We start from the raw sequence: 21608 nt of genomic DNA, 5'->3' as shown, positions 1-21608 counted from the left end.
CGTAATCGCAACTTTTACACTCCGCGCCATTCGGTGGCACTAGATGCCGCAAAGCCAAGCCCAGCAAAGGCTGGCGGATGTTTTGCGTGCTTGACCTCGGCCGAGGCGCGCCACTTCCTGGCACTATAGAATCACCCCGCGCTCCCCATTTTTTCCCCACGGATTCCCCATGGCATCCTTTCAGAAAGTGGCGAAGGGCTGGCGAGTGCAGATTGCTATCAAGGGTCAGCGCGATAGCCGAATTTTTCCGAACAAGTTGCTGGCCACCGAGTGGGCGGCCCACCGCGAGGCCGATCTTCGCTCCATCGACAACCGCCAGGGCAGCAAAACCCACACCATCGGCGACGTCCTCGACGACTATCAACGCAAGATCAGCCCGACCAAGCGCGGCGCCCGGTGGGAAAAGCTCCGCCTGGACCTCATTGGCCGCAAGGAGGTTGACGGCAGTCGCTTCCGCGACATCCTTCTGGTCAATCTGCGGCCCGCCCACATCGCCGCCTGGCGCGATGCCAGACTGCGCGATGGCGTGGCCGGGTCGTCAGTGTCCCGCGAGATGTCCCTGCTGTCGCACGCCCTGCAGGTAGCGCGCACCGAATGGGGCTGGCTGGTGACGGATCCGATGAAAGAAGTGCGCCGGCCGCCCGACAATCCGCCGCGTGAGCGCCTGGTCCCCCAAGCGGAGATCGAGGCGGTACTTATCGCCCTCGGGTACATAGAAGGCATGCCGGTCGTGCGGGCGTCCCAGCGCGTTGCCGTGGCGTTCCTGTTTGCGCTGGAGACGGCCATGCGGTCAGGCGAGATCCTTGGCCTGACCAGCTTCACAGTGGATTTTGAGCGACGGGTGGCGCGGCTGCCGCTGACCAAGAACGGCCTGGCGCGGGAGGTGCCGTTGTCGACTCGCGCCATCGAGCTGCTGCGGATGCTGCCGGCGGTGAACGAAGGGGCGCCGCTGTTCAGCCTGGTGCCGGCCAGCCGCGACGCGCTGTTCCGCAAGGCCAGAAACAAGGCCTGCATCGCCGACCTGACGTTCCACGACACGCGGCACGAAGCCATCACGCGCCTGGCGAAGAAGCTGCAGCCGCTGGATCTGGCCCGGATGACGGGCCATACCAACTTGCAGGAGCTGATGACTTACTACAACGAGTCGGCGTCCAGCATCGCGCAGCGCCCGGGGCTGACGCTGCGAACGATGAAACATGTGGTCAGTCCGCATTGCGCGGACGACCACGCGGCTTGTCCTTGTACGACTCTGCCCAGGCCACCACCTCCGAGGCCTTCCAGCGAGGCAGGGCCTTGGCCGCCGCACCGCCGCCCGACTGCACGGACGGAATCCGGATCGCCTTCGGAAAATCCGGCAGCGTAACAATCCGCTCCCGCACCACCTTGGGCGAGCGCACCAGGAACTCGGCGATCCGATCCACATCCCACAGCGCCACGCTCACCGGCAGCGCCGGCCGCACATGATCGGCAACGGCCACGGCGATGCGTTCGATCAGATCCCCGTTATTCATCGCGCGCTCCGTCGATACGAGCATGCACCGCGCGCCACCTGGGCGCGTTGTCGCCGTAGTTTTGCTGGTCCTCCACCGCCAACGTCACCTCCAACAACTCCCTCCTCGTACACATCCGCTGAATTTCATCGGTCAGATTCAGCGCCCGCCCAATCACCCTGAACTCGTCTCCAGTAACCCCCAGCCGGCCCCGAGCCCGATACCGCTTTCCCACCGCAGCAATCGCCTCCACCGCCGCATCCATCGCCTCGCGCAGCTCACGGTTCTCGGCGAAGTAGAGAGCTGCGGCGAGCTGGCCGACATTCACACGAAAGCCCAGCGTGAACCAGGCATTTTCCGTGGCCGTGCCGTCCAGAATCTTGCTTAGCTCCACATGGGGAATGAGTTGCAGATCCACCTCGGCCTTGTTGCTGAATCGATAGCACGACGGCAGACGGGCCACACGCGGCTGGTGCGCCCGCCGGTTCTTCCGATGTTTACTCGCTGGCATGGTCAGTCCTCAAAATCGCCGGCTGCGCGGCGTTTCAGGTCGATGGGATTAGCGCGCGGCCGAACCTGGTCACGCGCAGCCATGGCACGGGCTGCGGCGGCCACGGTACGGCGCAGCAGGTCCGACATGGCGTCGAAAGGGGTGGCAATGCGCAGTGCCCGGTGCGTACGTCGCAGTTGCGCTTCGGTGACGAGCGGTCTATCCACGGCGGTCTCCCTGGCGAATGAACCCATCCCACACGCCCCGGCCGTAGCACAGCGTGAAAAACAGGCTGACCACGAACATGCCGGGTTCGTCGGTGGCCATCGTCAGGTGCAGCCAGGCAGGCTGCCCGGCCAGGCCGAGCAACGCCCCCCAGCGCACCCGGTGTGCGCCGGCGTTGAACAGGTAGACCGACGCCACGGCCGTGGCGATCATCCAGACATTCAGCAGGGCGTACGTCACGCAGCCCTCCCGATGGCGGATGCGCGACAGAAGCGCGGAGGCTCGGTCAGGCGATCCAGCGCGCGCAGCTGCGCATCCAGGCGCGTGCGCGCCAGCGTGGTGAACTCGCTGCGGATGCCGGTATGGGAAACGATGCATACGATAAAAGCAGACATACTCAAGCTCCCAAATTCGCCGGCCGATCCTCGAACACCCAGCACTTCACAGTGGCAGGGCGTTTCGGCTGATGGATGTGCTCGGCGTTAAATCGCGCGTTGATCGCGCTGTTGACGACCCGCAGATCAATGAACTTGCGGTGCCGGGATGTCTTCAGCACGCGTTTCAGTTCGGGCAGCGGGGGAAGGTTCAGGCGGCGGTCGTTTGCCACCTGTTCGAAATGGCGCAGGCTGATGGCGATAACGCCATCGCCTCGGGCGTGGTTCAGCACCGCCTGGTCGTCGGCGGCAGATTCGATGTGGTCGTACAGTTCCCAGAAGTCCTGCACCAGCGGGTGATCGGCGCCGATGGCCTGCTGGCGCTCCACGGCCATCTGCACCAGCTGGCGCTGTGCGGCATCGCGGTATTCAGCCGGCACCGGCAACACCATGGGCAGGCAGTCGACCATCGCCATGATCTGCGCGTGGTTCTTCGCCAGGCGCTGGTTCTTGACGTCGGGATTGCGTATCAGCGTGTCCTGGTAGTGCGGCATGCGCTCGACAAAGCGCGCCAGAATGTCGTCTTCCTTCAGGATGGCCGACAGCAGGAAGCCGGACACGTCCTCCACCGGCATCTGTTCCAGCGCGCGGGCGGCGGCGAAAGTGTCGGCGTCCTGGCCCGAGCGGTCGAAGTACAGATGAACGATCCGCTGAAGGATGGCGTCGCTGGCGCACACGTCGGCGTTCTGACTGATCACCACCGCGCCACGGAAGGGCGATTCGTCGGTCTCGTTCCCCGAATTCTTCACGCCGCGCGAGCGAGAGCTGCGGCCGTTGTAGGCAGTTTTCAGCTCGTTCCAGTCGAAGCCCTTGACCTTGGCGCCGTCATCGCCACGGTCGGCCTCGATCATCACGACTGGCAGATTCGACACCTGCGAGAAATTGCGCGCCCGCGCCGCGATAGACGCCTTGGACGGGTCAAAGCCCTCGTAGTCGCGCCGGCCGCACAGTTTCCACAGGAACTCGATCAGCGTGGATTTGCCGGCGCCGGGCTCGCCCACTACCTCCAGGAACGGGTAGCTCTTCTGCTTGATGCCGTCGCCTTCACGGATCTGCTCCACAAACAGCGACCCGAGCCAGAACGCCAGCGCCACGATGGCCTTCGCGCCGAACGCGCGCCACAGCGTGTCCAGCCAGTCGTGCCGGAACGCCCGCAGGTCGGTGTTCAGCGACAGGCCTGCCGAGCCGAGAATGCTCTTGATCGATAGCCGGCCGATGTCGAAGAAATCCTCGTCGTTGAGCGTGTAGAGCTTGCCGTCCTTCACCGCTACATCGGAGTACACATAGCAGCCGCTTTCCCTGGTGTAGCCGACATAGTTGATCGTCTGCACGCTCTTGATGCGGTGCATTTGCTCTTTCAGATAAGTGTCCAACTGCCCGTTCGATCCGGTGTAGAACGCCCCCGGCGCCACGGCCAGCAGGCGCTTCTTGAACTCGGTAGCCGACGCCACCTGGGCGCTGGTGAACGTGTTCTTGATCGGCGCGGCATCGTGCGGAAAGGCGACGCGGAAGTAGTACCAGGCCTCGTCGGTGGCCGCGTTCGCCTGGTAGTAAAGGACGGTGGGCAGGCACGTCGCGATGTTCGTGACTACCCCGGCCTTTAGCATCGCTTCGTCGCGGATCTCTGTTTCATCGAGATCTCTGTGCGTGCTGCGCACCGCATCCATCTCGCGCGTCAACGCGTCCAGGTCGAGCTTGAACCAGTAAAGCCTGCTCTGGAAGTCGAACGCGAACTGGCTCATGCTGGTGCGGCCATAGATCAGTCGTGCCTTCTCGGCCGCCGTGGGAGCGGCCAGCAGGTCGCCCAGATACCGGTACTCGGCAATGTCCTGCTCGGTCAGCTTGTCCAACTGATGCAGATCGTTCCAATCGAGCTTCTTCTTGCCTCTCTGCCTTGGCAGCGCGATGGAGGCTTGCCAGCCGTCCTCGCGACTGCGCTTGAGCCATTGCCTGGCATACCGCATGCCGGCCTTGTCCGCATCCAGCGCCCACACCAGCCGGGGTCGTGGCTTGCCATTGGCCGCGCACTGTTCGGCCACGCCGCGCAAGGCGTGCGCGGGGTAGTTCGTGCAGGACAGGGCCGACGCTGCGGCGATGCCGTGGTGGAGCAGGGCGATGGCATCGAACACGCCCTCCACAATCCACAGTTCTTCGGCGCCGCCAAGGTTCGCTCCCGGTGGTTGCCACCACATCCCCGCATAACTGCCGTGGAAGGTCGCCTTGCGGTCCCCAAAGCGATGCGCCTGGTCGATGATCCGTTCCCAATAGACGCCGGGCGCCAGCGCAAAGCGCACCGTGGCGCTGCCGATCTTGAGTTCGTGGCTGTAGTAACTCTCCTGCGTGTACCAGTCGCGCACTTTCGCGAGATCGAAGCCGCGGCCGTCGCGCATGTACGCATCGGCCGACGCCTTCGGGTTCTCAGGCGTGGGGCGGAAGCGGTCTGACCAGCTCTCAAAAAGATCCGGGTACAGATCCTTGATATGCAGCTCCGCACCGCATTTGTTCAGCCGGTTGCAGCGGATCACCCACGGCGCATCGCCAAACGCCCATAACGCGTTCTTTCCGCAGGATGGGCAGTGGCCCGCCTCCAGCTTCGCGCCGGACTGCTTCTGCTTGAACGCGTAGTCGCGCAGCAGGCGGCTGGTGACATCGGAATGCAGGGATGGGTCCATGAGATCCAGGCAAAAGGGTGGCCCTCACGGCCCGCTGGACGCGCCGTGAACGAAAGAAACCGGAATGGGAAAGTCAGGCCGCTACGTGGGCAGCAGATCCATCTGCCGCGTGTCCTGCGGGGTGCCGCGCGCCCTGCCTTGCGGCAGGTACGCCTTGGGGTTGGGCATCATGCTCGGCGCGATGGTGTGCACGGCGGAGAGCAGCATCTTGCAGGTGTAGGCGCACTCGACGTTCGGGCACTGGACATACAGCTCGCGGGAAAGCAGAGAGACGGCGCGGCTGGTGCGGATCTGCAGGCGGTAGGTGCAGTGAGGGCAGAGCATCATCATCTGGCGTCGCTCCGCAGTGGGGTCGTGCGTGCCGGTTTGCACTCGTAGGCAGACAGCCCTTCGAGCAGGATCAACCGCGCCAGGCTCGACAGCGAGCGGTTCTCCACAAGTGCCAGCCGCTCTAGCTGCTCACGTTCCTGGGAGAGCAGACGCATGCTGATTGGCTTGTCCTTCAGCACCCCACGTGGGGCGCGACTTACCGGCGTTTTCGCACGAGACATGGCAGATATACTCTGTGTGAAAGTTAGCAATGCACAACCCGAAGTGTCTTACCAAGAGGAATGTTTTTCAATGATCTCAAGGGAAGAAAAGGAAAGTTTAGGAAAACGCCTATTCGAGGAACGGAAGCGAGCGGGTCTCACGCAGGCCGCGCTCGCAGCGATGGGCGGCGTCTCGCCAAAGACGCAAGTGTTCTATGAGAAGTCCGAGCGGGTTCCGGACGCTGCTTATCTCGCAGCCATTGCGCGCGAGAGCTTCGACGTGATGTACATCCTCATCGGCGAGCGAGCGTTCGAACCGCTATCTGTCGAAGAAACCGCTTTGGTGTTTGGCTACCGTCGACTAGGCACTCGAGCACGCGCCGGTGTCCTGGCCTTACTCAGTGGGATGCAGCCAGATTCGGTTCACGGAGTGCATGTCAAGGGCGATGTAGGCCAGTTGATCGAAGGCGACTTTCAGTCGTCAGCGCCGCTGACCATCAACATGGGAAAGAAACGAAAAAGCTGACTCACACCAGGCGCATGCCACGACGCGCCAATTTCATGGAATCGACCGTAGTCGTAGTTTCTTTTTTGGAAACGCAATGAAGAAAAGCGATGTGGTGGTTGACGGAAATGTGGGACAAGTAGTGGTGGCCTCGAGTGTCGTATATCACGCGGGCAGCGGGCCAGGTCAGGCCAGCAACGCCATCAGTATGAGCGGGTCGTCGGAGCTGGCCGGCGGTGGCACGAACCCAGAAGGCAAGCCTTCGGCTGCTTGCGGCAAGTGCGCCGCTGTGGCGCAACGGTTTCGTCGGCTCAAGCTCGCCGTGGCCCTGGCGACTGCGGCCGCATGCGGGGCTTTCGTGGCTACCGTACGAAGCCACTTCGCAGAATGTTCGCCAACTCAGCCAGCGGCGAGCCAGTGTCATTTCGATGGTCGGCAATACTCAGCCGGCAGCATCGTCAAGATGTCCAATGGCCTGGCCCGAGAGTGCCTGGAGTCAGTTGGCGGCAGGGCCCACCGATGGTCGGAGTTTGCCCTTCGGCCAATCTAGGTTTTTCGAATCGAAGCGCCCCCCAAATTGTCCGTGGTTCATGTCGACGCCACGGATCACAACCCGGAGCACCCGTTTGCCAGATGTTCTGGCATGCGGGCTTGCGCCGGAATGGGAGGATGTATCGATGGCCCTGATGAAATGTACCGAATGCACAAAGGAGATATCCGACAAGGCAACGGCATGCCCGCATTGCGGAGCCAGAAGCAAGCCGAAACTGAAAGAAGTACTAGCGGGGGTTGTGGTTGTCGTCGTCGTGATCGGCGTACTGGCTCAATGCGTCGGCAGTCCAGAGGGAAAGAGTGATGCGAAGAAAGCTGGCCCGGCAGTAGAGAACTCAGGGGTGCCCAAGCGGGACGAATCTGCCGCCGTCACCACTGCGACCATCGGCCGTAGCACCGACGAGGTGTTGGGAAATCTCACCGTTATCGAACGCTCCGCAAGCGTCCCCTTGCGGGACGGCAGCTCGCGCGAGTCCATCAAGTTGGGCAAGTATCTCCATCTCGAAACGGTTGGAGACCCGGCCGACTTGGTTGCGTACACCATGATGTTCGGGGCACCGAGCGACGACAAGCCGGCGGCAGTTCAGACCACCATGTACGTAGGGGAAGTCCTGGCAAACACGTTTCCGCATTGGGGGAAAGCGGGCAATGGCGATACTGTGGGGAAATGGATGGTGACCGCCTCAAAACAACTCAGCGCGAATGTCAGGAAGAACAAGGACGACCCCGATCCTGTGATCCTGGAGCGAGACGGGCTTCGCATCCGTTACACGGCAAACACGTTCCTTGGACTGTTCTTTATTACGGTGGAGTCGCTTGCCGCCTCATAGCCGATCACCGCAGTCGTACAGAAGCGCTGGCATGATACGCCGCCTCAATCTCACACCCCACCCACCGATGCCCGTGCTCCTTCGCCGCAGCCAGGAACGTGCCTGAGCCGGCAAACGGATCGCAGACAACGCTGCCGGCCGGCACCAGGCGCACGACCTCGCGGGCCAGGCCGGCGGGCTTCTGCGTCATGTGAGACTTTGGTCGTGACAGGCGCTCCGCGAACACACCCGGCAGATGCACCTTATGGTCGGTACGCACCGCACCCTTCGTCGCCCACACCATGAATTCCGCCTGCTGCGAAAACCCGCCCAGGCGCGGCCGGGCGCCGCCGGCGGTCTTGTCCCAGACAGCCACGCTGCGCCAGATGAAGCCCGCGCCCTGGACGGCATCTGTCAGGCTCGGCAACTGCCGCCAGTCGATGAAGCAGACCAGGTGGCCACCATCCTTGGCAGCGCGGAACGCCTCGCTCAGCCAGCTCATGCACCAGTACGTCCAGGACCGCTGATCCTTGTTGTCGTGGCTGAACTCAGGATAGACGGTCTTAACGTCCGCGCCGATGTACTTCTGGCCCGGCGTCTGAGCACGTGTGCTGGCGTGCAGGCCGCCGGACGAGTAGGGCGGGTCGGTGAAGAATAGATCAACGGACTGGTCGGGCAGCCCGCGCAGCATGTCAAGGGCGTTGCTTTGGTAGAGGCGGTCGAGCTTCATGGCGGGCATCTCCGGTACACGAAGCTCGCGGGCTCTCGGGTCCGGGGCGCTCGGCCCTCAGCTGGTTCATCGTGCCGCAGCGCGGGCACTTGATGGCAAGGCGAATGTACTCCCCCATGCCAAGCTTGCGGTTGCAGCTACCGCAGCGGATTTCCTGCATGATTTGCACTCCCAGCGTGTGCTAGGATGCCTGCGCCTCGCGAGGTGGCGCGGCCCTGGCCGGACTGGCAGGCTGGTGCTGCTGGAACGGGGCGTGGTTGGTGCTCCAACACCAGTCACGTCGCCGCGTCTTTCTTTCTGCTGACGAATCGATTGTCACGCGCGCGTGCGGGGAGCGCACATGGAGCCTGTAGTTGCTCACACGCTTACAACAACGCGACAGCGCGGGAAGTCTGGCGCTTCCAGGCAGAAATGCTGGAGAGCCGGCTGACGGCAGAGTTCGGCCAGTTGCAGTCAGTCGGCCATGGATTTTCAATGACCGAACATCGGCCGCTCGGCGGAAAGGTCACCGTGGAGTACCCTTAGCGCCCTGCGCCTCGTGATGGGACACATCGACATCATCCATAATGCCTTTAATTATGGATAGGTAATTATAATAGATGCGTTTATCTTTGATATTCCTTTTTTATAATTTCCCGGCTCTTCTGGAAAAATAAGAACCGACACATCCGTCTTGGATGGGAATTTTTGAGTGTAATGGCCTATCACCGCACGTACCGCGCTCTTTCCTGGCAGATTGCCTGTTGGATTAGCGTTCGGCCTCGGTCCTAGCGTAAATCCGGCATAGTGAAGCACTGTCTCAGCGTCGTCGAATGACATTCCGATCGGAATGTATCTGAGAACAACACTAGAAATGTCGTTCTCTCTACGTAATGAATGCGTACGATCGAGCTCTTGATAGGTTTTATCTATTTCTGTGCGGAGTAGTTTTCCACGCTGCTCAAGCGTATAGTCGGCCTCCAATTTTAAGATTGGATCGCCAGCGTATGCATGCAATGAAATCACAGCAGCAAAAAACAAATATATCGCGCGGTGCATGTGATGGGTGCTTTTTTTCAGAAACATGTCCCCTCCATTTGTTATGGTGTCTAGAAGACAATTGATGCGCTTCTATCACCGATAGCCGAATTGATGGTACGCGCTGGGATTGCCGGCGCCACCATCCCAAAGGAGGGATGTGCCAATATGCCGTGCTGAAAGCGGGGTTAGAGTATGGCCTTTGGAGGGATCGATCTTGGGTAACCGGCTCACCGGCCCGATTCGAGTTGGCTGGCGACACAAAGCCCGGTCATCAGCGAACGGCAGGTTCTGGGCGTCTCGGTCGCTCGGACCAATCCCGTCGGCTGACGGAGATGGGTCGCGAGCCGCCGATTGAGCCAGGCCTGACCTGTGAATGAGGGCCGACAACCGGGCCCGGCCAGTTGCCGCCGGTCGCGAATATCGGTTTTTCGGGTAGTCTGGACGACTTTTCCAACGGTGTGGAATGCAGATGACCAAAGCACTACGTATCGGACGCGCTTTATGAAGGTTGTCCACTACGCAAAAAACGCGCCCTGGATCGGCTCAATGAAGTGTCCGTCGTGCGCACGATTAACGCCTGCGTGGCAATCAAGTGGTATGAGCGAGAGCTTTCCCCACTTCTATTGCGACACCTGCTCAAACGTTATTCACCGCGAGCAAGACAAAGAGCTCGTGTATCCATCGGAGCCCACGCAAGAGCTGCTTGACCGTATTGCGGCCACGTTGCCGAAATGCCCCTGCGGAGGGCAATTCCGTCCAGGCGAAAATCCAAAGTGTCTGCACTGTCATGCCGAATTCACCCATCACTGGAATCCTGTTCAGCGCTTGATAGCCGGCCAAATGGTCTTGCTCGATGGAGCCTGTCTTATTCGAGATCGACTGTATTCGTATCGAGTTTCCATCGGATCTAAGCCCAAGTACTGGTTTCGGACCCTACGAAACTGGCTGGCGCTTCATTTCGGAGGCCGCTGAACTCGCTCGTTGACTGGCAGCTTTCCAGTGAACTGTCGAGGGCAGCGACCGGCCGTTTCGGGTCGATACACGACCTTCAGGACTCGTCGGCAACTTCCGTACCACGAGTGGCCACTTCCATCTCTAACGCCGATGTGAATCCATTCCCCGAGTATGCGTGCGTAACCTTTGCGACCACCCACCCCGTCCCATCAATCTCCGTCTTCCACCCCCTCACGCTCGCCGCCAACTCCGGAAACACCTCCGGCCGCCCTCGAGCCAGGGTGATCCGGAACGACGCGACCCCACGTTGGATCCTCTGCCATTCCGCCCGTGCTGCGCGCTCAGCGTTGGACTTGGTGGCATAGGTATGCCGCAGCACCTTCAGGTTGTCCGGATCGGAGTTCGCCAGGACGTTGGCCGCCGTAGGCTCTCCGGCCGAAGATGAACTGGCGGCAGCTTCCATCCCGTTCGACCCATCCACCACCACTTCACCTTTCTCTGCCCGCCGTGCGTCCTGGTAGTACGCCTTCACGCCGTTGTAGTTGTCCCGATCCGCGACCGTAAAGCTGTGGGTGTCCCCGCTGGCCCGTGTGATCGTAACGGTGGGCAGCGGCACGCCTGACGCGCTCTGCGCCGCGCCGGTGCTGATGAACAGCAGCTTGCCTTGCTTGACCGTGGCGATGGCGTCGTGGTCCTTAGCCAGGCGCGTGAGGAAGTTGGCATCCGATTCGCCGGTCTGATCTATATGGTCGATGACCAGGTGGTCGAGGGCGGCGGCGATTGCGGCTGTCAGGCCATGCCGCGCGGCGATGGCCCGGACGATGACGCCGATGGTTTGGCCGCGGTACGACTGTTCCTTGCGCGTGGTAAGGCCGCTGGCGAGGTCGGCGCTGCGGGCGCGGATGGTTAGGCGGTCTGGTGGGCCGGTGTGTTCCAGCTCGTCGACCTTGTACGTGCCCTTGTCGACCACGCCCGTGTCCTGCCAGCCCAGGGCCAGTGACAGCGTGGCGCCTTTGTCGGGCAGGTCGAGCATACCGTCTGCATCGTCCAGTTCGATGTCCAGCTGGTCGGCCTCGAAGCCACGGTTGTCGGTCAGCGTCAGGGAGATCAGCCGGCCCTGGAAGCGGCTGGTGATGTCGTGCTTCCCCTGCATCAGTCGGTACACGGGCACAGCGGCGGTGCCAGAGATGCTGGCGGGCAGGGTGGTGGTCGGCGGGATGGCTGTCATAGGCCTGGTGTTGTGCGTGGCAGCATACCGAGGAGACCGCCACCGATGACATCCTCGGCCTGGCCGTCCACTCGCGTCAGCCGAACGGAAAACTCGATGCGCCGCGCCTTGCCGTCGCGGAAGAAGAGGGTGCGGGTGATCGACAGCGAGTCAATTTCGAACATGCCGTAGTAGCGGCCCGAGCCCTCGATCAGCACGTATGGCTGGCCGGTGTCGCCCATCTGTCGCAGGAGGTCGATGGTGTTGTCACCGCCGCTCAGCTCGGGCAGCAGCACGCCGGACAGCGACACTGTCTCGTCGTCCAGGCCGGTGTACTGCCGCGATGGCCGGCGACCCACCCGATTGTTCGACGGGTGGCGCCAGCCGATCTGCTGCTGGAATTCCTGGTAGGGCGCCGTCTCCAGGGCGAAGACGAACAACCCGAGGGCCATCATCATGGGTCAGTCCCTGTCGGTGAGCCGGGATCGGGCGCGGGCGGCGCGCTGCCCCTCCAGCCGCTCGATCCGCTCGGCCACCAGGCGCGCGATCAGCTGCTCGTCTGCGCCGGCTGGCGGGTGGATGTGGATGACGACCGGTGCCGCAGCTGCTGGCGGCGCGGCGGTAGCGGCGCGGGTGGGGGCTGCGATGGGCGGCCTGGTGTCAAACCGGACAGATGCCGTGGCCTGGCCGGTGCCGATCGCCAGGCCGGCCCCGACGCCGGCCATCGCCGTGGCGACGCGCGAGATGACGCCGAGCGGACCGCTCTGGCTTCGCGCAAGACCCTGTTCCAGCCCCTGCATGGTGAAGCCGCCCAGCGCGGCGAAGACGCGGCTGGGGGAGCGGATGCCGAGTTTGTCTTTGAACCATGCAACAGTCTTATCTGCCACACCACCGATGGCACCTTTCACCCAGCCAATCGCGCCGGTGATGCCATCAACCAGCCCTTGCATCATCATTCGGCCGAAGTCGGAGAACTTGGCAGGCATGTCAAAGCCGAACCAGCTCATGACAGCGGCGAAGGCCTTGTAAAACAACCCAACTGGTGACCAGTTCAGGATAATTGCCGCCACGCTGCCGACGCCGCCCTCGCATGCCTCAGTCACGGCCCTCCAAAGTCCGAGGAAGAACGTCTTGATAGGCTCCCAGTGCTTGATCAGCAGATAGGCGCCCAGAGCGATGGCGGTAACGGCCAAGCCGATGGGATTGAGCATCAGGGCGCGACCTACGATCCAGAAAATCTTCATGAGGAAGTTGAATGCACCGGCCAGCCGGGTAACGATGGCCACGCCACCGCCGAGCTGGATTCCCAGCATCGACATCCCGTAGCGCACGATCACTAGCGGGCCCAACGCCGCCGCCAGCGCCAACGTCAGGGCGCCAAGCACCGTTAGCAACGCACCCACGGCCGCGGCGCCTTTGAGGAGCCAGGACACCAGCTGCGGATGCGCCTGGGTAAAGGCGTCGAAGCGGTCGATCAGGCGTCCCACCGTATCCATCAGCCCGACGAGCGTCGAGCGCAGCGCCTCGCCGCCGGCGCTGCTGGTGTTGAACAACTGGTTCTGCAGGCGCTGCCAGCGGGCGGAAACAGTGTCTTGCCGCGCGGCGAACTCGCGCGACATGGAGCCCTTCGCCTTCGCACCGTTGGCAAGGTCGAGTTGGCGCCGCAGCTCGTCGGGCTTGTCGACCAGCTTGGCCAGGGTGTCGGAGTGCTCCATGCCGGCCAGCTCAACCATTACACCGATGCGCTTGTCCTTGGGGAGCCTTTGGATAGCCTCAATGACGGAAAATATCGTGCCCATCGCATCGGTACCCATGCCTTTCTGGATAGCTTCGGAGGAGAGACCGATTTCGGCCACAGCGGATTGAAATCGCTTCGTGCCTTTCGCGGCCGCTGCGAACTTTTGCGTGATCGCGTTGATGGCTGTGCCAGCGGTTTCGGTGCGTTCGCCGAGCGTCAGTAGCGTGGAGGCGAGGGCCGCCGCATCATTCGCGGACATGGCCACCGTGGACACCACGCCAGACGTGCGGTTCAGTACGTTGATGATGTCGTTGCCCTTGCTGATGGCGTTGTCGTCGAGGTAGTTGATCGTGTCGGCCAGGCCCATGATGGCGCCAGTGGGGATCCGGAAGTTCTTGGCGACCTTGCCCATGCTCTCGGCGATCTCGTCTGGCACGGCATCAAAGGCGGTGGCCATCATGGCAACGGTACGGGTGTAGGCGATCAGTTCCTCTCTTGGTACTTCCATGCGGGCGCCAGCTGTGACCATCTCGGCGATACGGGCGGTGGGGATCGACAGGTCCTTGCCCAACTGCCGGATCTCGCGCGCCATGTCGTGATAGACCTTCGTCAGCTTGCCGTGCTCGTCGCGCGCGCCTGGCACTTGACGGGCGATGCCGAGCATGGCGTCTTCGAAGGTGACGTAGTCCTTGACGGTCTTGGCGACGGGTGCCAAAACAATCCCGCCGGCGGCGGCAGTCGAAGCGCCAGCATTGAGCACTGTATTCCGCATTGCCATGCTGTTTCTGTACTTGGTTTGGGCAGCGGCGAGAGCCCGTTGACGGTCGCCAACCGCCCTCAGCAGCGCTTCCTGTTGCCGGAGCCGTTGGTTTGCACCGGCGAGTCTGTCGGCCAGGTCGCGCTGATGTTGGCCCAGATCCTTTGTTTTTATGCCAGCGGCCGTCAGGCCGCCACGCATGTCACGCAGCTTGCGAATGTTGTCTGCGTGCGCGCCGCGCAGCCTCTGGGCCTTGTTTGTCGCATCCGAGACCTCCCGCTGCAGGGCGCGGTACTGTGTGGACGTGACGGACACCTGAGAGGCGGCAGCCTTGTGCGCTGCCGTCAGGCGGACGACTTCCTTGCGAGCTGCCAACTGTTCAGTGGTCAGTTTTCGGTAGGCTTCGGAACTGTGTGCGCCGGCGCGCTGCAATGCCTGGATCGTAGCGATGTTGGCGTTGTATGCCGCCCGGGCCGACTTGAGCTGGGACGCCAGCTGCGACTTGGTGCGCATGGGGGCATCAAGCTTGTCCAGCCGGGCTCGCAGAGAGGCCGCGTGATCGTTGGCATTGCGCATAGCCAGCGAACTGTCCTTGAGGCCCCGTTTAAGCTCCCGGAAATCCGCCAGTTGCTTTTGAGATGCCTCGAGGCTCTTGATCTGATCCTTGGCCGCCTTCACCGTTCTGGCCAGTTCAGTACTGCCGCCCATGATCGCCTTGAACGGCCGCGTCATCTTGTCGACGGCCTGCAGCACGACTTCCAGCCTGAGATTTCTCGGGGTGCTCATTCGTCGGATCCGCTACGCTCGTAGGCGCGTTGGCGCCATTCCATCAATTCGGCGACCCCCATGGCGTACATCACGTCAGGGGGCCAGTGGAAGATCACTGCAATGTCGGCGACGGCGTGCTCGATTCGGTCTGGAAGTTTTCCTCCCTGGCCGACTTCGGCAGCAAAAAACTGGTTACCGCCGTGCCTAGCTGGGTCAGGTCGGCCGGGTCCAGCCTGCCGACGTCGTGCTGCGTCAGCGTCGGGTTGGTGATGCGCGGCAGCACCAGGTGAAGGGCGGACACGTCCATCCGCATCAGGTCGATCAGGCTGCAGCCGCGCAACTCGCCGGAGCCCGGCTTGCGCACCTGAATCTTCGAGATGGTTTGCTCGCCGCGCTGGATAGGCTGGTCGAGGACGATGTCTACGGTGGTGGGTTGGGTCATGATCGTTCAGACACAAGGTGGTTGGGGGGAGGGCTATACGCCCATCGCGCGGCGTTGCTCCGCCAGGCGGTCGACGCCGAAGACGGTTTCGATGAAGTTGACGTGGTCGATTTCGCACCAGACTTCGCCGTTGACGGTGAGCTTGTAGTAGCTGATGGAGGACTTGACCTTGAACTGGCTGTTGTCGCCGGCCTTGGCGGCGCCCATGTCCAGCTCCGTGTGCCGGCCACGGATGACGACTTCCACGGCATCGACCGCTTCGGAGTCGTCGCGCTGATAGGCACCCGCGAAGCGCAATAGCACGCCGTCGACGGCCGTGATGCCCCATGCCTTGAAGGGCTCGCGCATCAGGCCGCCGTAGGTGGCTTCCGTTTCCATTTTCTCGGCGCCCAGGTCGATGTCGACGGGGCCGTTCATCCCGCCGGCGCGGTACTCCTCCAGCTTGCGGGCCAGCTTGGGCTGCGTGAATTCCTCGCACTCGCCCACGTAGCTGACGCCGTCGTGAAACACGTTGAAGTTCTTGAGTTTGCGTGGCAACGCCATGGTCTGTTCCTTCGTGTGATGACCGTTCGAACACTCACGCGGTGACTGCGCGGGCGAACTGCATGAGGTAGCGGTCGGTGATGCGCTGGCGCAGCGTCAGGTTCTCCAGCGGCGGTACGGGGGTGTAGTCGTAGTCGATGGCGAGGGCACCGGACTTCAGCGTGTCCTTGGTATTGATCGAGGCGTCGAACCACGCTTCGCCGCCGAGCAGGTAGCCGTTTCGCGTGAGGCCGCGCATCTTGGCGTTAATGCCTTCCAGGATGTCGCGCACCAGGGAAGGGTGCATCGGCAGGTCCATCGCCCAGGCGTGGGCTTCGGCCATGGTGTCGGCCAGCACCTGCGCCGTGCGGGTGTAGTTTTCGAAGGCGAACAGCGGATCCGCGCTGCAGGTGCGGGATCCCCAGAACCGGAAGCCCTGGAAGTTGACCAGCGTGGTGACTTCGTTCCGGTTCAGGTAGCCGGCATCGGTGGCCGGATCCTGCAGATCCCAGAACACATCCTTCGACAGTCCCGTCACACCATTGACGGCAACGTTCGACAGCGTCTTGTGCCAGCCCACCTCGTTGTCGAGCTTGGCCCGCAGGCCCAGGGCGCGGGCAGTGGCCCAGAGCGTCGCTTCGGAGCTGGTGACCGTGTTCCAGCCCACAAACTCGGGCCAGATCGTCATTAGCTCGCGCTGGCCGAAGTTGGAGCGGTAGGCCACGGCTTCTTCCTTCGTTTCGCAGCCGAAAGCAGACACATAGGCAAAGGCCCGCAGCTTCTGCGCGATGGCGGCCAGCTCGGCGGCCACGGGCAGGCTGTCCAGGCCGGGAATGCCCAGGATGCGCGGCGCCACGCCAAGGGTGTTCTTCGCGGACAGCAGCGCCTTCATGCCGGTAAAGCGGCCGTTGGCGTCGGTGCTGCCGATCAGGTTGGTAGTGGTCTCGGCAGCCGTTTCACCTTGCGGTACGCGCACGATGACCGTGAGCGGGTTGGCCTGGTCGGTGATGGCATCGAGCGTATGGGCCAGCGTGCCCGTGTCGCCCGCCTTGCCCAGGGAAGCCATGGGGTTGGTCAGCAGGATGGGCCGGTTCAGCGGAAAGACCGCCGCGTCCGCGTCGTCGGCAGTGCAGACGATGCCAGGCACGGCGGTCTCGATGGTGCGGATAGGGCGTGTACCTTCGTTGATTTCAACGACGCGTACGCCGTGGTGGTAGCCAGTTGGCATGCAAGTCCTCCGGGATGGGCAGGCAAAAGTCAGATCGCCCCGGTAGGATGCTTCGCACGCGCTTGGATGTCGTGCTGCTTGTGATGTGTGGTCCGGTGATACAACCAGGAATGCCGCGTCAGCAGCCAGTCACAACGGATATTGAGCCGGTTGCTCGCCTTCGGTCCCTTTTGCCTTCGTTGCAACCGCATCCTCGTCTGGCTCCTCGGGCCAGACGCGTGACGCGGGGAAGAATTCCTGATCGAGCACCGTGACCAACGCCATCTGGTAGGCCGCCCACGCTTTGAAGAGAGCCGCCGGGACGGGATCAAGCAGGCCGGCCGCCAGCGCGTCGGCCTTGCCCGCAGTCTTCTTTCTGGCACGTGCCATACGTTGGTCAAACTCGGCCATCGCGGTTTCCTGCTCGCGTTCCAGCAGCACCCGTGGGTTGATGACCCATTCGCCTTCAATGAAGTGATACTCGTCCGAAGGGCGGGGCGATGACGTGAGTCCTGCCTGCTCCGGTGTGATGCCGGCCAGCAGAATTTCAGCAGTGGATCCATCATCCTGGCGATACAGCATGATGCCGCGATAGTCGGGCCGCAGCTCCCACGCGCCGTCCACATGGAATGGCCACGTGTAGCGTGTGCGATCAGGGAGCGGAGTCGCGGTACTGAAGGCCGGCAGCAGCCAGCGATCCTCATTGCACGGGTCTGGTTCCGCAAGCGTACTGCCCGTGTATTGGCCTGTCTGCGAATCGTATTTGTGAAGTTGCATGAGAGTCTCTCTAGTAGGCGCGGATCATTGCGAGCAGCGCGATGTTGCGAGGGCGGGCTTCGGTCGCGCCGTGGGATGCGACGATGACGTCGTGTCTGTGGGCTCCCACCTCGGCCACGCCAATATTGTGGGCATGCGTGCCGTCGGGATCGATTGCATGATCGTGTTCGCCGGCGTCGGAGGTGTGGATATCGCTCCTGCGGCTCTCCCCGATATCGTCGGCCGGGCCACCACCGCCATAGATCATCACGTTGCGCGAGATACCAGACGCGTGCGAGTGTCTTCCGGCAATCCGCGTTCTGCCGTTGTGCTGGTGCCAGCCTTGGGCGTCGGCCCATGCCCGGTGGCCGTGCCGCCCTGCAGGTGTGGTCGATGCCGTATGCGTGTGCTGCAGATTCTGGGAATCCTGGTAGGTGCCGATCACTCGTGCTTCGTCGGCGCCACGACCGTCGTCCCAGCAGCGCAGGAACTCGCCGCGCAGCTCGGGAACTCGGAAGGTGCTTTCGTCATCGCCGCCGGAGAAGCATCCGATAGCCCCCGCCTGCCATTCAGCTTCGGTCACAAGCGCACCGCTCGCACGCGCAAAGGCCCATAGCTGCGGATAGTCGTCCCGATTGAGAAGCGAGCCGTTCGCCTTCAGGAAGCCAGCTCGGGCGGAGGTTCGCGGCTCCAGCACCACCTGTCCGATGGACGCGTCACGAACGGCCGATTGCACGAAGGCGGTGGTAGCCAACCGTTGGGTGTCGTCACCGGCCGGCGGTGTGGAAGCCGTGGGTGTGCCAGTGAGCGCCGGGGACGCAAGAGGAGCCAGCAAGCGGAGCCGTGTTGCCAGTGTTTTCGGGGTGACGGCGCGAACCGCATCGGCCCCGGCGTCGGTCTCGGCCTGCGTGGCAATCTCGATGACGCCTTGCGTTTCGGTGCTGGCAGGGGGGTTCGCGAAGCTGGCGTCGCCGAACGTCAGCAGCGCTGTATCGATGGACACGAACCGGATGTCGGCCGCCAGCAGGAAGACGGCGCTGGCGGCCTTTTCAAGAATGGGTGCGTCCTGGACGTAGGTGCCGAACAGGGTGCCGTCGTCGAGATAGAGGCCGAAGCCGTAGGCCGGGTACTGGTCGGCGCTGTCGTCGCGGATGGTTACATGAATGGTATCGGGCGCCACGTTGATGCCGGCGATGGTTTCAATGCGCTTGTACTCGTTGGGCAGGGTCAGAAGGTCGTCGCTGTGGATGAAGGCGGCATTGGCGATACCGATGGACAGAACCTGGCGTGACCGCGTGCCGGCGTTGTCGGGGGATACCAGCGCCGCGCGGCCAGCCTCTGTGAGATGGATCAGCGTTCCTGGCATATTTAGACTTCCGAGAGAGTAAAGTGGCGATAGAGCGTCGGTCGGATCGCGGCCGCCACGGCCGTTGCGGATGTTTTCGAGACGCTCTGGATGAAGGTGTAATGCGCCCGAACCGGCTTGGTGCGATGAATCTCGGCGAGTGCGTCGGTCACGAAATCTGCAGTAACACCGTCCCCGTCGCGTTCCCCTACGGTCATGACAAGCTCGAACGTGCCTGGTGTTCCACGAGGTGTCGCTTCCCACCACTCACGCAGGACGATGTCTCTGCCCAAGGCGGCGATCGCTTCCCGCACAGCGGAGGCGGTGCCGTTCTTGCGCGCGATGGGAATCGCTGTTTTCACCAGCGCGCGCCGGGTCTGTTCGGGCCAGTCACTCTTCCACGCTTCGATGCCGAGGTGCCAGGCGAGCCAGGGCAGCTGCGCCAGAGGTACGCTCTCGGGCCGAATGATGTCGCGGAGCGGTGCTGGGATGTCTCCCAGCGCGGCGCTCGCTTTGGCGAGGTTGCGCTCGACTACCGTGGCGTTCGGAGGCAACAGCCTATCCATCAATGCCTCCGTGCTCGATGCTGGCGGCTTGGCAGTAGGGCGCTTGCGTGGCGGACGCGGAGACACTGGCGAGGGGCTCCAGCAGCTCAACGCGTTGGGCGCCGTCGACATGCAGTGCCGCGTAGAGTCCCGACAGCGTGACGGTTCGGCCGATGCGATGTGTTTCCGCAGCGTAGTCGTTCAGCCTGGCCCGTGCCTGCGTCATGACGACGCTCGAATCCGGTCCCGGGGAGGTGAAGATCTTGGCGCGTACGCGGTACGTCAGGATCTCGGCCGATCTCACGGTCACGAAGTCCGTAAGCGGCCGAACATCGTCGGACGCGAGGACGTTGGCGACGGCGCGGCAGAGCGCGTCGTCTGCGTGACCGTCGCCTTCGCGAGAGAGGATGGTCACCAGTACTTCGCACGGTGCCGGACTCGTGGCATGCGCGTCCATGACGCGGCCATCCGTGCCGAGCGCGTGGGAGCGATATGCGCCCGACGGCCCGGCCACCGAGAAGCCCTGCGGCGCCAGCTGAATCCGCATCCGGAAGTCCGTGTTGCTCTCCATGACGGCAGGCGTGCCGATTAGCCCGTCGGCTGGCGTGACAGTGAGCCGTGTGACGCCGAACAGTGCGCCCAGGTGGTCGAGGTCGCCGTCTTCCGCATAAGCCAGCATGACGGCCCGTGCGGCGTCGTTTACCCGCTGCCGGAGCAGCAGTTCGCGATAGGTGGATTCCTGCAGCAGCTTTGCCGCTGGCTCCGACTCGAGTGTCAGGGTGTGCGCCATCTCGGCCTGGCGGTCTGGTGGGAAGAGGCTCACGTAGTACGCCTTGCGCTGCGACAGCAAGACTTCGTAGTCGATGGATTCAACGACGTCAGGAACGGGCAGCCGCGACAGGTCGATTGGCGCGGTCATTGGCGGGCTTCTCGCAGGGGGATTGTCATGACACCGAGCGGCGATGCGCGGGAACCGTCGATGCGGTCCGCGTCGATATCGACCGACAAGGCACTGGATGCGCCCGACGCGAACGTCACCGCGTTCACGCTGACGCGCGGCTCCCATTTGACAATCGCCGCGACGGAGGCAGACATGACGCGCAGCCGCGTCATGCCATTCAGCGGCTGGTCGATCAGCGAAGGGACGTCCGAGCCATAGCTGCGCCGCATGACGCGCGAGCCCACGGGCGTGGTGAGGACGTCTCGGATGGACTGCCAGATGTGCAGCAGGTCGGAGATGGCGCCGCCCGTGGCGCTGTTGAGGCCAAGGTAGGTCATCGGGTGCCCTCCGTGCGGTCGCCGCCACGTCGGACGCCGCCGTGGTCATGCTTGTGGACGACGACGCCGTTGGAGGACAGATCTCCACCCGAATGGGTGATATCGCCCTGGATGGCGTTGCCGTTGGCGCCGGCCTGGCCGGAGATGCCGTTTTGGTAGGAGAGCAGGCCCTTTACGGTGACGTCGCCGTCGAAGGTGGTGGTGGGGGATCTGACCAGGACGCTGGTGGCGGCCTCAATCAGGACGTGCTGGACGCCGATAACCGTTAACGCGCCGGATGTGTGGTTGTAGCGTGTCGTCGCTCCATCCGGGTACCGCGTCACCGTTTCGTTGGGGCTGTGGCTTGGGGTGTCGTTGGCGTCGGACGGGATGCCGCAGAGAACGATGCCGTTGCGGAGATCTCCGCTGGGGCAGAGCAGGAGAACCTGTTCGCCGATGGTTGGCGGGCTCCAGGTGCGGGTGCTGCCGGCGCGGTGTTCGATCCAGGGGAGCCAGTCAGTGGTAAGGCCGCCGGTTTGGACGCGGACGCGGGGTGGGGCGGTGTGCTGCAGCTCGGTGATGGTGCCGAGGCGCAGGAGGTTTTCTAGGAGGCGGAGGAGGTTGGCGGAAGACATGACCGCCAGCGTGCCTCA

At 63.0% G+C, this 21608-nt stretch carries 26 protein-coding genes; 3 read left to right on the top strand and 23 right to left on the bottom strand.

All coding sequences use genetic code 11. The features are described from left to right. Positions 1–169 precede the first annotated feature (169 nt). On the top strand, positions 170–1363 hold the full coding sequence (locus A9J21_RS18400) for a site-specific integrase (protein WP_231906970.1): 1194 nt from the start codon (positions 170–172) through the stop codon (positions 1361–1363). Between the two features lie 140 nt (positions 1364–1503). Here the strand turns inward: A9J21_RS18400 and A9J21_RS18395 are convergent, their stop codons facing one another. The 7 genes from A9J21_RS18395 to A9J21_RS18370 all read right to left on the bottom strand — a co-directional run bounded on the left by A9J21_RS18395 (position 1504) and on the right by A9J21_RS18370 (position 5796). Beyond that, a complete protein-coding gene (locus A9J21_RS18395) occupies positions 1504–2001 on the bottom strand; it encodes a hypothetical protein (RefSeq protein WP_197497525.1) in 498 nt (165 codons plus the stop codon). Between the two features lie 2 nt (positions 2002–2003). Continuing rightward, entirely contained in the window at positions 2004–2207 is a 204-nt protein-coding gene (locus A9J21_RS18390; RefSeq protein ID WP_066738246.1) for a hypothetical protein, read from the bottom strand. Beyond that, the gene (locus A9J21_RS18385) at positions 2200–2445 is read right to left on the bottom strand and encodes a hypothetical protein (protein WP_231906969.1); all 246 of its coding nucleotides are present in this window, start codon (positions 2443–2445) and stop codon (positions 2200–2202) included. The genes A9J21_RS18390 and A9J21_RS18385 overlap by 8 nt, the downstream gene beginning before the upstream one ends. Further along, positions 2442–2600 (bottom strand): hypothetical protein, encoded by a 159-nt coding sequence (locus tag A9J21_RS31650; protein WP_156545997.1) that lies wholly within the window; start codon positions 2598–2600, stop codon positions 2442–2444. The genes A9J21_RS18385 and A9J21_RS31650 overlap by 4 nt, the downstream gene beginning before the upstream one ends. Positions 2601–2602: 2 nt before the next feature. Then, positions 2603–5311 carry a toprim domain-containing protein gene (locus A9J21_RS18380; RefSeq protein WP_066738243.1) on the bottom strand — a complete coding sequence of 903 codons (2709 nt, stop codon included), beginning with the start codon at positions 5309–5311 and terminating at the stop codon, positions 2603–2605. An 81-nt stretch (positions 5312–5392) separates the two neighbouring features. Further along, on the bottom strand, positions 5393–5641 hold the full coding sequence (locus A9J21_RS18375) for an ogr/Delta-like zinc finger family protein (protein WP_066738241.1): 249 nt from the start codon (positions 5639–5641) through the stop codon (positions 5393–5395). Then, positions 5638–5796 carry a hypothetical protein gene (locus tag A9J21_RS18370; RefSeq protein ID WP_231906968.1) on the bottom strand — a complete coding sequence of 53 codons (159 nt, stop codon included), beginning with the start codon at positions 5794–5796 and terminating at the stop codon, positions 5638–5640. The genes A9J21_RS18375 and A9J21_RS18370 overlap by 4 nt, the downstream gene beginning before the upstream one ends. Between A9J21_RS18370 and A9J21_RS18365 the strand changes: the two genes are divergently transcribed. Then, complete coding sequence (locus A9J21_RS18365; RefSeq protein WP_231906967.1) at positions 5795–6367, top strand: helix-turn-helix domain-containing protein; 573 nt, start codon at positions 5795–5797, stop codon at positions 6365–6367. The two genes, A9J21_RS18370 and A9J21_RS18365, sit on opposite strands and share 2 nt — an antisense overlap. Before the next feature lie 656 nt (positions 6368–7023). Continuing rightward, positions 7024–7728: a zinc ribbon domain-containing protein gene (locus A9J21_RS18360; protein WP_066738231.1), complete on the top strand. Its 705-nt coding sequence runs from the start codon at positions 7024–7026 to the stop codon at positions 7726–7728. Positions 7729–7732: 4 nt separating this feature from the next. Here A9J21_RS18360 and A9J21_RS18355 read toward each other — a convergent pair whose 3' ends face one another. The 16 genes from A9J21_RS18355 to A9J21_RS18290 all read right to left on the bottom strand — a co-directional run bounded on the left by A9J21_RS18355 (position 7733) and on the right by A9J21_RS18290 (position 21590). Further along, positions 7733–8437, bottom strand: coding sequence for a DNA-methyltransferase (locus A9J21_RS18355; RefSeq protein WP_404851392.1), 705 nt, complete (start codon positions 8435–8437; stop codon positions 7733–7735). Further along, positions 8400–8597 (bottom strand): Com family DNA-binding transcriptional regulator, encoded by a 198-nt coding sequence (locus A9J21_RS31085; protein ID WP_082926524.1) that lies wholly within the window; start codon positions 8595–8597, stop codon positions 8400–8402. The genes A9J21_RS18355 and A9J21_RS31085 overlap by 38 nt, the downstream gene beginning before the upstream one ends. A 416-nt stretch (positions 8598–9013) precedes the next feature. Beyond that, the gene (locus tag A9J21_RS31645; protein ID WP_156545996.1) at positions 9014–9502 is read right to left on the bottom strand and encodes a hypothetical protein; all 489 of its coding nucleotides are present in this window, start codon (positions 9500–9502) and stop codon (positions 9014–9016) included. A 1003-nt stretch (positions 9503–10505) separates the two neighbouring features. After that, positions 10506–11639: a phage late control D family protein gene (locus A9J21_RS18350; RefSeq protein ID WP_066738224.1), complete on the bottom strand. Its 1134-nt coding sequence runs from the start codon at positions 11637–11639 to the stop codon at positions 10506–10508. Next, a complete protein-coding gene (locus tag A9J21_RS18345; protein ID WP_066738214.1) occupies positions 11636–12076 on the bottom strand; it encodes a phage tail protein in 441 nt (146 codons plus the stop codon). The genes A9J21_RS18350 and A9J21_RS18345 overlap by 4 nt, the downstream gene beginning before the upstream one ends. Positions 12077–12079: 3 nt before the next feature. Next, positions 12080–14899, bottom strand: a complete 2820-nt coding sequence (locus A9J21_RS18340) for a phage tail tape measure protein (protein WP_066738211.1) — start codon at positions 14897–14899, stop codon at positions 12080–12082. Next, entirely contained in the window at positions 14896–14961 is a 66-nt protein-coding gene (locus tag A9J21_RS32710; RefSeq protein WP_404851397.1) for a GpE family phage tail protein, read from the bottom strand. Before A9J21_RS32710 ends, A9J21_RS18340 begins: the two co-directional genes overlap by 4 nt. 32 nt (positions 14962–14993) lie before the next feature. Then, positions 14994–15323 carry a phage tail assembly protein gene (locus A9J21_RS18330; protein ID WP_066738208.1) on the bottom strand — a complete coding sequence of 110 codons (330 nt, stop codon included), beginning with the start codon at positions 15321–15323 and terminating at the stop codon, positions 14994–14996. Positions 15324–15356: 33 nt separating this feature from the next. Next, positions 15357–15866 (bottom strand): phage major tail tube protein, encoded by a 510-nt coding sequence (locus A9J21_RS18325; RefSeq protein ID WP_066738204.1) that lies wholly within the window; start codon positions 15864–15866, stop codon positions 15357–15359. Positions 15867–15900: 34 nt separating this feature from the next. Beyond that, the gene (locus tag A9J21_RS18320; RefSeq protein ID WP_066738201.1) at positions 15901–17073 is read right to left on the bottom strand and encodes a phage tail sheath protein; all 1173 of its coding nucleotides are present in this window, start codon (positions 17071–17073) and stop codon (positions 15901–15903) included. A gap of 129 nt (positions 17074–17202) precedes the next feature. Then, positions 17203–17829: a tail fiber assembly protein gene (locus A9J21_RS18315; RefSeq protein WP_066738199.1), complete on the bottom strand. Its 627-nt coding sequence runs from the start codon at positions 17827–17829 to the stop codon at positions 17203–17205. 10 nt (positions 17830–17839) lie between these two features. Next, the gene (locus tag A9J21_RS18310) at positions 17840–19174 is read right to left on the bottom strand and encodes a phage tail protein (protein WP_066738196.1); all 1335 of its coding nucleotides are present in this window, start codon (positions 19172–19174) and stop codon (positions 17840–17842) included. Between the two features lie 2 nt (positions 19175–19176). Beyond that, positions 19177–19719, bottom strand: coding sequence for a phage tail protein I (locus A9J21_RS18305; protein WP_066738194.1), 543 nt, complete (start codon positions 19717–19719; stop codon positions 19177–19179). Then, positions 19712–20617 carry a baseplate J/gp47 family protein gene (locus A9J21_RS18300; RefSeq protein ID WP_066738191.1) on the bottom strand — a complete coding sequence of 302 codons (906 nt, stop codon included), beginning with the start codon at positions 20615–20617 and terminating at the stop codon, positions 19712–19714. The genes A9J21_RS18305 and A9J21_RS18300 overlap by 8 nt, the downstream gene beginning before the upstream one ends. After that, positions 20614–20976, bottom strand: a complete 363-nt coding sequence (locus A9J21_RS18295) for a GPW/gp25 family protein (protein ID WP_066738185.1) — start codon at positions 20974–20976, stop codon at positions 20614–20616. The genes A9J21_RS18300 and A9J21_RS18295 overlap by 4 nt, the downstream gene beginning before the upstream one ends. Beyond that, positions 20973–21590, bottom strand: a complete 618-nt coding sequence (locus A9J21_RS18290; RefSeq protein WP_066738183.1) for a phage baseplate assembly protein V — start codon at positions 21588–21590, stop codon at positions 20973–20975. The genes A9J21_RS18295 and A9J21_RS18290 overlap by 4 nt, the downstream gene beginning before the upstream one ends. Between the last annotated feature and the right edge of the window lie 18 nt (positions 21591–21608).

The organism is Cupriavidus sp. D384 (assembly GCF_001652915.1).
Classification (GTDB): domain Bacteria; phylum Pseudomonadota; class Gammaproteobacteria; order Burkholderiales; family Burkholderiaceae; genus Cupriavidus.
The sequence above is the reverse complement of the archived record's forward strand: the minus strand, read 5'-3'. Positions and strand labels throughout refer to the sequence as shown.